The sequence below is a fragment of the Streptomyces sp. NBC_00091 genome, from assembly GCF_026343185.1.
Classification (GTDB): domain Bacteria; phylum Actinomycetota; class Actinomycetes; order Streptomycetales; family Streptomycetaceae; genus Streptomyces.
The window spans coordinates 508,310-521,728 of record NZ_JAPEMA010000002.1; the positions used below are offsets into that span (position 1 = coordinate 508,310).

The window sequence follows — 13,419 nt, forward strand, 5'->3', positions numbered from 1 at the left end:
CCGGGCGCCGTGACCCGGTGAACCTTGCCGGTCACAGCACTAGGCGCGGGTGGTGGGCCGGCGGGGGTGAGCGGGGCGGCCGGGCGGGCTACTGTTCAGGGGCATGACAGAGACCTCGCGCCTCAGTGCCGTCCAGGCGTCCTACGACGCCGTCGCGGTCGACTACGCCCGGCTCGTGAGCGACGCCCTGGAGACCCGGCCCCTGGACCGGGCCCTGCTGGACGCCTTCGCCGAGTACGTCCGCGGCGCGGGCGGCGGGGCGGTCGCCGACCTGGGCTGCGGTACGGGCCGGGTGACGGCGTACCTGGACGGCCTCGGCGTACGGACCTTCGGGGTCGACCTCTCCCCCGCGATGGTGGCGGTGGCCCGGCGCAGCTATCCGGGGCTGCGGTTCGAAGTGGGCAGGATGGCCGGGCTGGACATGGCCGACGGGGTGCTGGGCGGGGTCCTCGCCTGGTACTCCACCGTGCACACCCCGCCGGGGGAACTGCCCGCCGTCTTCGCGGAGTTCGCCCGGGTACTGGCGCCCGGGGGGTACCTGCTGACCGCTTTCGAGGCCGGGGACGAGCGGCGGCGGCTGGAGCACGCCTACGGGCATCCGGTCGACCTCGACGTGTACGGGACCCCGCCGGAGCTGATCGCCTCGCTGCTGGCCGGGGCGGGCCTGGCCGAAGTCGCCCGGCTGGTACGGGAGCCGGACGCGCGGGAGCGGGGACCGCAGGGGTTCCTGCTGCTGCGCCGGCCGCCCGCCGCCTGACGGGGCCGGGTGCGGGCCGTGGGCGGGGCCCCGGTCCCGGCCCGGGTCCCGGTCTCGGCCCCGGCCCTGGCCCCGGTCCCGCCCGTCGTCATGGAACCGCGGTCACTCCCCGGCCGCGTCCAGGAGGATCCGCGCCAGTTCGCCCGGCCGGGAGAACATCGGCCAGTGGCCGGTGTCCATCTCTACCAGCCGCCAGTGCTCGCCGGTCAGCAGTCCGGCCACGTCCTCGCTCGGCTCGGCGCCGTCGAGGAGGCATTTGACGTAGGTCGCCGGGAGCTCGCCGAGTGGCCGCTTCAGCACGGCCGGTTCGGCCAGCGAGGCACCCGGATGGGGCGTCGAGCCGCCCACGATCCGGGCGATCTGCTCATCGGTGAGGTCCTGACCGTCATAGTCGGCTGCGGTCCGCGGTGCCCAGAAGCCGCCGTTTCCGGCGATCGCGGCCTCCAGTTCCGCCGGACCCTGCCACCAGGCGGAGACGAACGACCCGCCGTCGGCCGGAACACTGGAGTCGACGAAGACCACGCGGGCCAGCCGGTCGCCGATGCGCTCGGCGGCCTGACCGACCGGGATCCCCGCGTAGCTGTGCCCGACCAGGACGACGTCGCGCAGATCCCGGCGTTCCACCTCGTCCACGATGTCCTGGACGTGGATCTGCTGCCCGGCCGGCACGCCCTGCTTGTCGGCGAGGCCGGACAGCGTCAGCGGATGGGCGCCGTGACCGGCCGCACGCAGCGGCGCCGCCACCTCGTCCCACGCCCACGCTCCGAGCCACGCACCTGCGACCAATACGAACTCCGTCATGCCCGCACCGTAGCCGAGCGGTCCGACAGTCCGCCCGACAATACTTTCGGCCTGCGCCCCGGGACCGCGCACGGCGCGCAGGCCGGAACAGTGCCTGCGCGCCGCGCGGTGGGGGGCCGGGCGGGGCACCGCGGCGGTGAAGCCGCGCCGCACGCCCGGGGGCTGTGGGGCCGTCGGGTATGTGGGGCCCTCCGGGCCCGTGGGGACGAGGAGGATGCCGGGCGGTCCGCCGGGGCCCCCGCCCCCACGGGGCTGGGGCGGCGGATGCCGCCGAGCGGACCGCCCGGCGAGGAAGAGCCTTCCAGCCGCCGCAAACGGGGCCCTAACGGACGGCTAACGGAACGTCGGCGATCATTGCCCCTCAGGGCCTTTCCCGGCATCACCGCAGGTACGCGCGGTGCCGGGCCGCTCGCGGGAGCAAGCGCGATTGGCCGGGATACCCCTCATGAACCGAAATACCGAGACATATGCTCGGGCGGGGGGAAAATGGATGGAAGGAGCATGCATGGAATTCCGCGTGCTGGGGGCGGTCTCCTTGATGACCGAGTGCGGAAGGCCCTTGGAACTCGGCCCCGCCAAGCGCCGCAGCCTGCTGGCCGTGCTCCTGCTGCGGCCCAACGCGGCCGTCGGCGTGGAGAGTCTGACCCGCGCGCTGTGGGACGAGGATCCGCCGCGGCACTCCCGGACCGTGCTCCAGGGCCACGTCTCGCGGCTGCGGGCCCTGTTCGCCGAGCACGGGGCGCAGGCCCACGGTGTCGAACTCCTCACCCAGGGCTCGGCGTACGCGCTGCGGCTGCCCGAGTCCCTGGTGGACGCGCACCGCTTCGGGGAACTGCACCGGCTCGCCCGCAAAGAGCGCGAACCGGCCCGCACCGTACGGCTGCTGCGCGAGGCGCTCGCACTGTGGGAGGGGCCCGCGCTCGGCGGGACCGTGGGCGGTCCGCTGCTGGAGACGGCCGCGCACGGCCTGGACGAGATGCGGCTGACCGCCGTGGAGGAACTGGCCGAGGCCCACACCCTGCTCGGCGAGCACGCCGCCGCGACGGCCCTGCTGCACGCCGAGGCCGCGCTGAACCCGCTGCGGGAGCCGCTGATCGCGGCGCTGATGCTGGCCCTGGGCCGGTCGGGCCGACAGTCGGACGCCCTGGACTGGTTCCACCGCACGCGCAAGCAGCTCGCCGATCAGCTCGGTGTCGATCCCGGAGCGGTGCTCACGGACGCGTACACCGCTCTGCTGCGGGCCGACGTCCCCGCGCCGCCCGTCCCCGCGGCCGTCGGGGCCTCCGCGGGACCCGGCCAGGCATCCTGGGCGCACGAGGAACCCCGGGAGGCCGGGGAAGCCGACGCAGCGGTCCCGCACGCCCCGGCCCGCCCGCACCCGCCGGCCGAGCCGCAGCTCCTGCCGCGCCGCCCCCGCTGCTTCACCGGCCGGACCGCCGAACTGGCGGCGCTCGACCGGGCCTTGGCCGAGGACCCCGATCCGATCGTCACGGTCACGGGCAGCGCCGGCGTGGGGAAGACCGCGCTCGCCCTGCACTGGGCACACCGGCACGGCGCGCGGTTCCCCGACGGCCGGCTCTTCGTCGACCTCCACGGCTACAGCGCGATCCCGGCCCGGGACACCACCGCCGTCCTGCGCGAGTTCCTGCTCGCCCTCGGTGTCCCGGCCGAGCGGATGCCCGATTCGCCCCAGGCCCTCGGCGCCCGCTACCGGGAACTGACCAGCGGGCGCCGGATGCTGGTCGTCCTCGACAACGCCCGTGACTGCGAACAGGTCCTCCCCCTGCTGCCCGGCGGCGACGGCTGCGTCACCCTCGTCACCAGCCGCAGCCGGCTCGGCGAGCTGGTGGTCTCCGACGCCGCCCGCCCCGTACAGGTGCGCGAACTGCCCGCCGCGCAGTCCACCGAGCTGCTCGCGGCCGTCCTGGGCGCCGACCTGGTCGCGGCCGAGCCCGAGGCCGCCGCGCGGCTCGCCCGCCTGTGCGACGGCCTGCCCCTGGCCCTGCGCGTGGCCGCCGCCCGGCTCGCCACCCGCCCGCACCAGGGCCTCGCGGCCTTCGCCGGTGAACTCGCCGACGAACACACCCGGCTGGACCTGCTGAACGTGGGGAGCACCGGGGTCGCCGCCGCCCTCGGCCTCACCGTGCAGCACCTGCCCGAACCCGCCCGGCGGATGTTCCACCACCTCGGACCGCACACCGGAGCCGCCCTCGACACCCGCACCGCCGCGGCGCTCGCCGGCTGCCTGCCCAGCCAGGCCGCCGCTGCCCTGGACCAGCTGGCCTCCGCCCAGCTGGTCGTGGAGACCGGCCCGCAGGCCTACGTACTGCACGACCTGGTACGCCTCTACGCGCGGAGCCTCGCGCCCGGGTACGACCCGGAGGGGCTGCTGCGGCTGCTCGACCACTGGATGCGCACGCTCCTCGCGGCCTGCGCCGCCGCCGAGCCCGGCAGCGAGCCCTGCTGCGCCCTGCCCACCGGAACCCGGCGGGCCGCCCCGGTGCGGTCGTTCACCGACCGTGCGGACGCCCTGGCCTGGTTCGCCGCCGAACGGGACGCGCTGCGCGGCGCGGTCGAGTCGGCCGTCGACGCCGGACTGCACGACCGCGCCTGGCGGCTGGTCCTGCTCCAGTGGCCGCTGATCGTGTGGCAGGTCCGCGACGGCTGGGTGCCGCTGCTCCAGCAGGGACTGGCCTGCGCCGAACTCGACGGGGACGCCGGCGCCCAGTCCCGGACCCGGGCCCTGCTGGGCTGGGTGCTGGCCGAGGAGGGCCGGCCCCAGGAGGCCCTCGTACAGCTGGAGCGGGCCCCCGGGCTGGCGGCCCTGGCGGGCGACACGGCCGGGGAGGCGATCGCCCGGATCAACCTCGCCCTCGCGCTCACGCGCGCCGGCGAACGCGGCCGGCCCGGGGACCTGCTGGCCTCGGCCCTCGCCCTGGCCGAGCGGGCCGGGCGCAGCGACACGGTCACCCTGGCCCACCAGCACCTCACGCAGCACCTGCTGTCCGTGGGCGCGCCCGAGGCGGCCGCCGAGCACGCGGTCCGCGGGCTGGCCCTGGCCGCACCGCCCATGGCGGCGCCGCGGCGGGTGGTGCTGCGCACCCTGTACGGCGAGGCGCTCGCGGCGACGGGCCGCAGGGGCGAAGCCGTGCGCCAGCTCGACGACGCCGTCCGGGAGGCGCGGGCCCACTCCTTCGAGGAGGGCGAGAGCGCGGCGCGCGCCGCCCTGGCGGCTCTGTCGCGGGGTTAGGGGGCGTCTCCCGTACCGTCCGTCGCGGTCCTGGTCCGTTCGGGCGGCAACGGGCGCCGGGCGGGCCCGCCTGCGCGGGGATCGGGCCGGGCGGTGGCAGGAAGGGGGGATGAGCCTTCCACGCCGCCGGGTCCTCGCCGCCGGTACGGCCGCCGCCGTTCTCGCCGCCGCCGGCGGGAGCGCGCGGGCGGACGGGGCGCGGGGGCACGCGCGGCCGGCCGCGGGCCCCGACTTCGGGGCGCTCTCCCGCGCGATGGACGGGCGGGTGGTCCTTCCGGGGGACGCGGACTACGCCGAGGCCCGCCAGCTCTTCCAGCCCCGCTACGACACCGTCGCGCCCGGGGCCGTGGCCTACCCCGCGCACGCCGGGGACGTGGCCGTCTGCCTGGACTTCGCCCGCCGCAGCGCCGCGCCGGTGGTGCCGCGCGGCGGCGGCCACAGCTACGCGGGGTGGTCCACGGTCGCCGCCGGGCTGGTGGTGGACACCGGGGCGATGGCCGCGGTGACGGTCGAAGGGGACGAGGTACGGGTGGGGGCCGGGGCCCGGCTCGCCGATGTGCACGCGGTGCTCGCCGCGCGCGGCCTGGGCGTCCCCGCCGGGCTGTGCCCCTCCGTCGGCATCGCCGGGCTCACCCTCGGCGGCGGGCTGGGGCTGGCCTCCCGGGCCTACGGGACCACCTGCGACCGGCTCTCGGGCGCCCGCGTGGTGACCCCGGACGGGGTGGTCCGCGAGGCCGGCCCCGGCCGGGACCCCGACCTGTACTGGGCGCTGCGCGGGGGTGGGGGCGGCAACTTCGGGGTGGTCACCGAGTTCCGGCTGCGCACCCATCCGGTCGGCGACGCCGCCTTCGCCGAACTGCACTGGCCCGGCGCGGACTCCGCGGCGGTGCTGCGCGGCTGGCAGCGCTGGCTGGGCGGGCTGCCGGACCCGTTCTGGAGCCAGGTGGAGTTCACCGTGGAGGCGGGCGACGGAGCCGCCGCGGCCGTCCCCGCCGTCCGGGTGGTGTGCCTCGACGGGCGCGCGGAGCTGGAGCGGGAGCTGACCCGGCTGGCCGGCCTGGTGGGCCGGGACCCGCAGGACAGCTGGATCACCGTACGGAGCTACGGGGACACCCTGCGGGCCATGGCGGGCTGCGCCGACCGCGGCCCCGCCCAGTGCAGGCTGCCGGGCCGGCTGCCCGGCCGGGATCCGCAGGGGCGCCTCGGCCGTGACTCGTACGCGACCCGCTCCGACTTCTGGGGCGGGGCCGGGCTGCCGGAGGCGGCGGTGGCGGCGGTGCTGGACGCCGTCCGCCGCTACGGGCGGCAGGTGCCGGGCGGCGGGCTCGGCGTGGTCCAGTTCGACGGGGTGTGCGGAGGGGCCGTGAACCGGGTGCCCGCCGGCGGCACCGCCTTCGTGCACCGGGACAGCGCCTTCCTGGCCCAGTACCTCGTCTACTGGCCCGGGTCCGCGACGGCCGCGGAGGTGGCCCGGCACCACGAATGGCTCGACGGGCTCTGGCGCGGCCTGCGCCCGTGGGCGGGCGGCCGCGCCTACCAGAACTACGCCGATCCGAAGCTCGCCGGCTGGCGCGAGGCCTACTACGGGTCCAACCTCCCCCGCCTGGAGGAGATCAGGCGCGCCTACGACCCGGACCGGCTGTTCCGTTTCCCCCAGGCCGTCTAGGACGGTCACGACAGGAGCGAGACATGCGACGTTTGTTGACGGTGGTGACGGCCGCGGCGGCTGCGGCCGCCGCCCTGATGCTGCCGGACGGGCCGCTGCCCGTGGCGAAGACCGAGCGGGCCGAGGCGGCCTCCGAGCACTGGTCCGCGCGGGAGGCCGCGGCCTTCTGGACGGAGGCCCGGATGGCCTCCGCCCTGCCCGTCCCCGAACCCGATCCCGATCCTCCGGCTGCCGCTTCCCCGGCCCCGGACCCGTCCCCGGCGTCGACCCCGTCCCCGTCTCCGTCTCCGGTCGGCGAACCGGCCGTGCCGGCCTCCCCCGAAGCCACTGAAGCCCCCGTCTCCCCCGAAGCCCCCGACCCCGCGGCCGCCACACCGACGCTGCCCGCGCCCCCACCGGCGCCGTCGGCCGAGCCGGCCGCCCCGGTCCCCGCGCCAGCCGTGACACCGGCCCTCCCCACGCCGGCGCCCCCCGCGAAGCCCGCCAGGCCGGCCACCGCGTTCGTGCCCGCCGCGACCGGGGTCGGGCAGGACTTCGGCGGGATCCCGGTCGTAGGCCGGATGTTCGTCATGCAGGGCAACGGCGCCTACTTCTGCACCGCCAGCGTGGTCTCCTCCCCCGGCCGCGACATGGTGCTCAGCGCGGCGCACTGCCTGCTCGGCACGGACACCCGCCAGGTGGCCTTCGTACCGCAGTACACCCGCGCGAAACCGCGGCCGTACGGGCTGTTCCCGGTGCTGCGCGACGCCGCGGGACGCTCGAAGGTGTGGATCGCCCCCCGCTACCGGAGCGAGGGGCCGGACCGGGCGGCCACCCTCGACGTGGCCTTCGCCCAGGTCGGGCCGGGCGCCGACGGCCTCCCGGTGGAGGACGTGGTCGGCGGGAACCGGCTCGTCACCGGGGCCACGTTCACCCACGCCAAGGTCACCCTGATCGGCCATCCCGCGGCGGCTGCGCGCCCGCGCGTGTGCGTCAACCGGACGACCAAGTTCACCAGCACCGACCCGGGGAGCCCCGGCTCGTTCCTGCGGATCGACTGCACGGGCTATCCGGGCGGGACCAGCGGCGGCCCCTTCCTCGCGCGCTACGACGCGACCACGCAGACCGGGGACGTGGTCGGGGTGATCGGCGGCTGGAAGACCGGCGGGCCCACCGCCGACACCTCGTACAGCTCCTACTTCGGGGCGGAGATCAGGAAGCTGTACCAGACGGCGGTCGCTGCGGCCCTGGTGCGGTGAGGACCCGCACCCAGCGGGTCCGGCGCGGGTTGCCGACCGTACGGGGGGTCACCGGGACCCCGTCGGCGGTCAGCGGGTCGGCCGGGGCGAGCTCGAGCTGACGGCGCAGGTCCGCGAGGGCCGCGTGCACCGGCGCGAGGATCACCTCGGCGCGCGGGTGGATGTACGCGAGGGCGTGCGCGGTGGTCTCGATGACCTCGGCGGCGTCCTCGGCGGCGGTCCGGCTCCACCCGCCCGGCCTCCCGCCGCTCCAGGGCGCGACGGCGTCGTAGAGGTGGCAGGCGGCATCGGCCGCGGCGTCGGCCCGTTCACCGACGCCCGGCGCCGCGATGGTCGGCAGCAGCTCCATGCCCGCTCAACGAGCGGGACCCGCCGGGGGAACTAGGCCCTGTCGTCAAAGTAGCGCCGGTAAGGCCCGCGGCGTCCGGTGCCGTGCATCGCAAGGCGGGGGAGCTCCCGAGTACTGGACGTACTTGGGTGCTCCGACAACGCGGCGAGGTGCGGTGCCGGACGTCGCGGGCCTGGGGGCACCTCCCAGCGGTAGCTGGGGGAGGGACTTTGACGGCAGGGCCTAGGGGCGCCGGCGGATCCGGCGGGCCACGGCGTGCGACCCGGCGGTGGCCGCGGCGGCCAGGCCGAGCCCGGCCGCCAGGTCGCGGGCCCGGGCCGGGCGCAGCACCCCGGCGCGGCGCAGCCGGCCGCGGGCCCACAGGGTGAAGGGGACGACCACCAGCGGGGAGGTCACCACGCCCGGGGTGTAGCCGCGGGTGGCGGCGGCCTGGGCTAGGTGTACCAGGCCGTGCAGCCCGAAGCCGTCCAGGGCGCTCTGGTAGAAGGCGGAGCGCCCGCCGGTGCGGTAGCCCTCGGCAGCGGCGGCCGTCACGACGGCGCCCATGACGGCGACGGCGGTGGCGAACTCGCGGCCGTCGACGTCGGTGACGCTCCGCCACATCCGGTCCGGTATCCGGGGATGGCGGGCGCGCAGGACGGGGACGCGGGTGCGGGACCAGCGGGCCATCGTGGCGACCTCCTCGAGGTCGTGCACGGTCCAGGCGGCCAGCAGGCCGAAGGTGGTGAGGGCGAGGGTGGATTTCCCGGTGGTGTTCACGGGCACGAGTCTGCCGCCGGGGAGCCGGGTACGGAAAGGCAGTTCCGGGGGCCGCGGCACATAGGCTGGTCGGATCATGAGCCTCAGAGTGCGCAAGCCGGCCAGTGCGCGGAAGACCGGTGCGAAGGGCGGGAAGGCCGGGGCGGCCGGCGGGACCCGCGAGACCCGTACGCCCGGTGCGTTCGCCCAGCTCGCCGTGGCGCTGCGGACGCCCGCCCGGGCGGGCGAGCCGCTGTTCGCGCGGGCGCCCCGGCGGTGGCAGCGGATGCTGCCCTACTTCGTCGTCGCCGTCTTCGTGGTGACGCTGGTCCCGGTGACGATCGCGGTGCTGGCCAACGACTACGCGCTGGGCGGCGGCTGGGCGGGCGCCCTGGGCGTGGCGCAGACCGTACCGCTGCTGCTGGCGGTGACCCGGCCGCTGACGGCCTGGGGCATCGTGCTGCTCGCGGACCTCCTCGGGGCGGTGCTGCTGACCGGCGCCGACCGGGTGGCCGGGCACACTTGGCCGTGGCCGCCGATGGTGGTGGTCGGGTACCTGGTGCTGATGGCCTGCCTGGGGCTGCGCGAGTCCGTCCGGACCCTGGTGCAGGTGTGGCTGGCGACCGGCGCGGCGGGGGTGGTCCTCGGCTTCTACCAGCCCGCCGGGGTGACGAACACCGCGGCCCTGCTGTTCGTGCTGAGCGGGTCGGTGCTGGCGGTGACCGGCGCGCTGCGCGGGCTGGGGGACGCGCGGCAGCGGATCGCGGAGCAGGAGAGCATCAGTGAGGCGGAGCGGGCGAGGCGCACGCTGCTGGAGGAACGGGCCCGGATCGCGCGGGAGTTGCACGATGTGGTGGCCCACCACATGTCGGTGATCACGGTGCAGGCCGACTCGGCGCCCTACCGGCTGCCCGGCATGGCGGAGCCGGTGCGGGAGGAGTTCGCGGCGATCGCGGCCAGTGCGCGCGAGTCGCTGGGCGAGATGCGCCGGCTGCTGACGGTGCTGCGCGGCGACGGCACGAACGGGGCGGGCGGCGCGGACGGGGAGCGGGCCCCGCAGCCGGGCATCGCGCGGATCCAGCAGCTGGTGGAGGCGACCGTACGGGCCGGGCAGCCGGTGGAGTTGTCCCTGGCGGCCGGGGTGGCCGAGGAGGTGCCCCCGGCCGTGGACCTGTCGGCGTACCGGATCGTGCAGGAGGCCCTCGCGAACGTGGTGCGGCACGCCCCGGGAGCGCGGACGCGGGTCTCGGTGACCCGCTCCCCCGAGGGCGGCGAGGTCCTCGTGCTGGTGGTCAACGGCCCGGCCCGGGACGCGGTGGTGGAACTGGAGGGTACGGGCACCGGGCACGGCCTGGTGGGGATGCGCGAGCGCGTACGGTTGACGGGCGGGACCCTGGACACGGGCCCGCTGCCCGAGGGCGGCTTCCGGGTCGCCGCCCGGCTTCCTCTCGACTCCCGGATCGGGGAATCCAGTTGACCATCCGCGTGATCATCGTCGACGACCAGGCCATGGTGCGGGCGGGGTTCGCCGCGCTGCTGTCGGCGCAGGCCGACATCGACGTGGTGGGCGAGGCCCCCGACGGCCGGCAGGGCGTGCGGGTCTCGCGCACCGTGCACCCCGACGTGGTGCTGATGGACGTACGGATGCCCGAGCTGGACGGGCTCTCGGCGGCCCGCGAGCTGCTGGACCCGCCGCCGGGGGTGACGCACCGGCCGAAGGTGCTGATGCTGACCACCTTCGACATCGACGACTACGTGTACGAGGCGCTGCGCGCGGGCGCCTCCGGGTTCCTGCTGAAGGACGCCCCGCCGGCCGACCTGATCGCGGCGGTCCGGGTGGTCGCCTCGGGCGAGGCGCTGCTGGCGCCGTCGGTGACCCGCCGGCTGATCGCGGACTTCGTGCGGCAGCGGCCGGCGCCGCGCAAGGATCCGGCGCTGCGGCTGAACGGTCTGACCCCGCGCGAGACGGAGGTGCTGGAGCTGATCGCGCGGGGCCTGTCGAACCAGGAGATCGCCGCCCACCTGGTACTGGCGGAGCAGACGGTCAAGACGCACATCGGCCGGGTGCTGGGCAAGCTGGACCTCCGCGACCGGGCGCAGGCGGTGATCTTCGCGTACGAGGCGGGCCTGGTCCGCCCGGGCGACTCCGCGTAGGGCCCCTCCCCCTTTCTCCTCCACCCCCTACCGGGGTATGACATCCGGCTTGGCTCCCCGGTCCGACGCGCCGTCCGGTACCTCCTTCCTACCTTCCTCCTCGTCACGGGGCCCGCCACCAGGGTCGTCACGAGGAGAGGGGAAGAGGCATGCGCCGCTTCGGCAGGACGATCGTCACGGCCGCGCTGGCGGTGACCGTCGTCGCGGGGACCGCGGGATGGGCCTCGGGCAACAGTGAGGCGGCGGTCACCGGCCCGCCGCCGGGGGCCGCCGCCTGGCGGGCCGGCTCGGTGGCCGGCCGGGCGCTGCCCGACCCCGAGGGCGCCTCCCCGTACGAGGTGGCCCGCTTCTTCGCCGGGCTGGACGGGCCGGAGCGGCGGGAGCTGCTGCGGGCCCACCCGCTCGTGGTCGGCAATCTGGAGGGGGCGCCGCTCCCCCTGCGGTACGAGGCCAACCGGATGGCCGTCCTCGCCACCGGTGAGGCCCGCTACGCCTCCCTGGCCGGTCCGGGCCGGCAGATCCTGGCCTTCGACCCGCGCGGGCGGGGCCAGGTCGCCGAGGTGTTCGGGGACCTGGAGCGGGCGGCGCACGTCTCGGTGATCGTGCCGGGGTCGGACAACGACGCCTCCACGTACGACGCCCCGCGCAGGCCGGACACCGGCCCGGCGGGGATGGCCCGCGCGCTGCGGGCGGCCGCGGGCGGATCGACGGCGGTCGTGGCGTGGACGGGGTACACCACCCCGGTGGGGGTGGGCCTGGACGCGGCGGGCGGGCGGCTCGCGGAGGCGGGCGCGGTGCGTCTGGCCCGGTTCACCGCCGGGCTGGACGCGGTCGGCGCGCCCGACCCGGTGCTGTTCTGCCACAGCTACGGCTCGGTGGTCTGCGGGCTGGCGGCCCGGCACACGGACGCCACCGACGTCGTCGCCCTCGGCTCTCCCGGGATGCGCGCGGACCGCGCCGCCGGCCTGGGCACCCGCGCCCGCGTCTGGGCGGCGCGCGGGCCCTCCGACTGGATCGCGGACGTGCCGAACGTCGAGTTCGCGGGCCTCGGGCACGGCGCCGACCCGGCCGCGCCGGGCTTCGGGGCGCGCCGGGTTCCGGCCGCCGACGCACAGGGCCACACCGGCTACTTCGCGGGCGGCAGCCAGTCCCTGGCGGCTTTCGCCGCGATCGCCAGGGGGGAGGTCCGATGAGCGCGCTCACGCTGCTGCGGGGCGCGGCGGACCGGATCGACCGGCAGACCCCCGCCCACCGGGACCGGGCCGTCGACGGACTGCGCGCCCTGGCGCTGCTGGCGGTGCCGACCGGGCACTGGCTGCTCGGCGGGTTCACCCTCGACGCGCAGGGCGCTCTGCACAACGCGAGCCCGCTGTCGTCCTTCGGCGCCCTCGCCCCGGCGAGCTGGGTGCTCCAGATGCTCGGGATCTTCTTCCTGGTCGGCGGCTACGCCTCGGCGCTCTCCTTCCGCCGCCGCACCGGCGGGGCCGGGGCCTGGCTGAAGGGACGGATGGTGCGGCTGGGGCGGCCGGTGCTCGGGGTGACAGCGGTGTGGGCGCTGGCCGCGCCCGCGCTGTACGCGGCGGGGGTGCCGGAGGCCACCTTGCGGACGGGGGCCACGCTGGTGGTCCAGCCGCTGTGGTTCGTCGGGGTGTACGCGGTGGTGACGGCGCTGACCCCGTACTGCGTGCGGGCCGCGCACCGGCTCGGCGGGTGGGCGGCGGCGCCGCTGCTCGTCTCGGTGGCGGTGGTGGACTTCCTGCGGTACGGGCCGTTCGCGGGCTCCGTACCGTCCTGGCTGTCCCTGCTGAACGTCCTGCCGGGCTGGCTGTTCGCGTACCAGCTGGGCGTGGACTGGGGCGAGCGGCGGATCGGGCGGCGCGGGGCGTGGCTGCTGCTGGCGGGCGGGGCGGCCCTGTTCGCGGCGCTGCTGGTGGCGTTCGGCTACCCGGCGTCGATGGTCGGCGTCCCCGGTGCGGAGCGGACCAACTCGCATCCGCCGTCGCTGCTGGTGCTGGCGCTGGCCTCGGCGCAGTCGGGTGCGGCGATCCTGCTGCGGGACCGGCTGGCGGGGCTGCTGGCCCGGCCCGCGCTGTGGGCGCCGGTGGTGGTGGTCAACCTGTCCGCGATGACGATCCTGTGCTGGCACCAGACCGCGATGCTGGCGGCGGCCGTCCCCGCCTCGTTCGCGGGCGGAGCGGGCGGGTTGGCCGGGGTGGCCGGGCTGACGACGGCGCCCGAGACCCTGGGCTGGATCGCGGCCAGGCTGGCGTGGATGCCGGTGTTCGCGGTGCTGCTGGTGGGCATCGCCCGGTACGCGCGCCGGTTCGAGGCCGCCCCGGTGCGCGGTCGCGGGACTCCGGCGGTACGCCGGACCGTGGCGGGCCTGCTGGCGGCGGGGTTCGCGGTGTTCGCCCTGGGCCTGGCCTAGCGCCAGCAGGCTACTTGGGTTCCCAAAGTAGCCACTTG

11 protein-coding genes are annotated in these 13,419 nt (G+C 76.6%); 8 read left to right on the forward strand and 3 right to left on the reverse strand.

The features are described 5' to 3' along the window. Nucleotides 1-103 precede the first annotated feature (103 nt). Nucleotides 104-757 (forward strand): class I SAM-dependent methyltransferase, encoded by a 654-nt coding sequence (locus OOK34_RS30050; RefSeq protein WP_267037310.1) that lies wholly within the window; start codon nucleotides 104-106, stop codon nucleotides 755-757. 102 nt (nucleotides 758-859) lie between these two features. Here the strand turns inward: OOK34_RS30050 and OOK34_RS30055 are convergent, their stop codons facing one another. Further along, the gene (locus OOK34_RS30055; RefSeq protein ID WP_267037311.1) at nucleotides 860-1,558 is read right to left on the reverse strand and encodes an alpha/beta fold hydrolase; all 699 of its coding nucleotides are present in this window, start codon (nucleotides 1,556-1,558) and stop codon (nucleotides 860-862) included. A 505-nt stretch (nucleotides 1,559-2,063) separates the two neighbouring features. Here OOK34_RS30055 and OOK34_RS30060 point away from each other — a divergent pair. From OOK34_RS30060 to OOK34_RS30070, 3 genes are all read left to right on the forward strand, one after another. Beyond that, the gene (locus tag OOK34_RS30060) at nucleotides 2,064-4,808 is read left to right on the forward strand and encodes a BTAD domain-containing putative transcriptional regulator (RefSeq protein ID WP_267037312.1); all 2,745 of its coding nucleotides are present in this window, start codon (nucleotides 2,064-2,066) and stop codon (nucleotides 4,806-4,808) included. A gap of 109 nt (nucleotides 4,809-4,917) precedes the next feature. Continuing rightward, complete coding sequence (locus OOK34_RS30065; protein WP_267037313.1) at nucleotides 4,918-6,474, forward strand: FAD-binding oxidoreductase; 1,557 nt, start codon at nucleotides 4,918-4,920, stop codon at nucleotides 6,472-6,474. 23 nt (nucleotides 6,475-6,497) lie between these two features. Then, nucleotides 6,498-7,712 carry a trypsin-like peptidase domain-containing protein gene (locus OOK34_RS30070; RefSeq protein ID WP_267037314.1) on the forward strand — a complete coding sequence of 405 codons (1,215 nt, stop codon included), beginning with the start codon at nucleotides 6,498-6,500 and terminating at the stop codon, nucleotides 7,710-7,712. On the opposite strand, the gene OOK34_RS30075 is transcribed toward OOK34_RS30070, so the two are convergent. Both OOK34_RS30075 and OOK34_RS30080 read right to left on the reverse strand, forming a co-directional pair. After that, a complete protein-coding gene (locus tag OOK34_RS30075) occupies nucleotides 7,666-8,061 on the reverse strand; it encodes a hypothetical protein (RefSeq protein ID WP_267037315.1) in 396 nt (131 codons plus the stop codon). The genes OOK34_RS30070 and OOK34_RS30075 overlap by 47 nt on opposite strands. A gap of 222 nt (nucleotides 8,062-8,283) precedes the next feature. Beyond that, nucleotides 8,284-8,820 carry an HXXEE domain-containing protein gene (locus OOK34_RS30080; protein WP_267037316.1) on the reverse strand — a complete coding sequence of 179 codons (537 nt, stop codon included), beginning with the start codon at nucleotides 8,818-8,820 and terminating at the stop codon, nucleotides 8,284-8,286. Nucleotides 8,821-8,896: 76 nt separating this feature from the next. Between OOK34_RS30080 and OOK34_RS30085 the strand changes: the two genes are divergently transcribed. The 4 genes from OOK34_RS30085 to OOK34_RS30100 all read left to right on the forward strand — a co-directional run bounded on the left by OOK34_RS30085 (nucleotide 8,897) and on the right by OOK34_RS30100 (nucleotide 13,381). Beyond that, nucleotides 8,897-10,276: a sensor histidine kinase gene (locus tag OOK34_RS30085; protein WP_267037317.1), complete on the forward strand. Its 1,380-nt coding sequence runs from the start codon at nucleotides 8,897-8,899 to the stop codon at nucleotides 10,274-10,276. After that, the gene (locus tag OOK34_RS30090) at nucleotides 10,273-10,953 is read left to right on the forward strand and encodes a response regulator transcription factor (protein WP_267037318.1); all 681 of its coding nucleotides are present in this window, start codon (nucleotides 10,273-10,275) and stop codon (nucleotides 10,951-10,953) included. The genes OOK34_RS30085 and OOK34_RS30090 overlap by 4 nt, the downstream gene beginning before the upstream one ends. Nucleotides 10,954-11,102: 149 nt before the next feature. Further along, nucleotides 11,103-12,146 (forward strand): alpha/beta hydrolase, encoded by a 1,044-nt coding sequence (locus tag OOK34_RS30095; RefSeq protein WP_267037319.1) that lies wholly within the window; start codon nucleotides 11,103-11,105, stop codon nucleotides 12,144-12,146. Continuing rightward, a complete protein-coding gene (locus OOK34_RS30100; protein WP_267037320.1) occupies nucleotides 12,143-13,381 on the forward strand; it encodes an acyltransferase in 1,239 nt (412 codons plus the stop codon). Before OOK34_RS30095 ends, OOK34_RS30100 begins: the two co-directional genes overlap by 4 nt. Nucleotides 13,382-13,419: the final 38 nt, after the last annotated feature.

Bases quoted from the DNA above. Each gene is read 5' to 3' on its own strand.
- OOK34_RS30050 (WP_267037310.1), top strand. From the start codon at position 104: ATGACAGAGACCTCGCGCCTCAGTGCCGTCCAGGCGTCCTACGACGCC.
- OOK34_RS30055 (WP_267037311.1), bottom strand. From the start codon at position 1,558: ATGACGGAGTTCGTATTGGTCGCAGGTGCGTGGCTCGGAGCGTGGGCG.
- OOK34_RS30060 (WP_267037312.1), top strand. From the start codon at position 2,064: ATGGAATTCCGCGTGCTGGGGGCGGTCTCCTTGATGACCGAGTGCGGA.
- OOK34_RS30065 (WP_267037313.1), top strand. From the start codon at position 4,918: ATGAGCCTTCCACGCCGCCGGGTCCTCGCCGCCGGTACGGCCGCCGCC.
- OOK34_RS30070 (WP_267037314.1), top strand. From the start codon at position 6,498: ATGCGACGTTTGTTGACGGTGGTGACGGCCGCGGCGGCTGCGGCCGCC.
- OOK34_RS30075 (WP_267037315.1), bottom strand. From the start codon at position 8,061: ATGGAGCTGCTGCCGACCATCGCGGCGCCGGGCGTCGGTGAACGGGCC.
- OOK34_RS30085 (WP_267037317.1), top strand. From the start codon at position 8,897: ATGAGCCTCAGAGTGCGCAAGCCGGCCAGTGCGCGGAAGACCGGTGCG.
- OOK34_RS30095 (WP_267037319.1), top strand. From the start codon at position 11,103: ATGCGCCGCTTCGGCAGGACGATCGTCACGGCCGCGCTGGCGGTGACC.
- OOK34_RS30100 (WP_267037320.1), top strand. From the start codon at position 12,143: ATGAGCGCGCTCACGCTGCTGCGGGGCGCGGCGGACCGGATCGACCGG.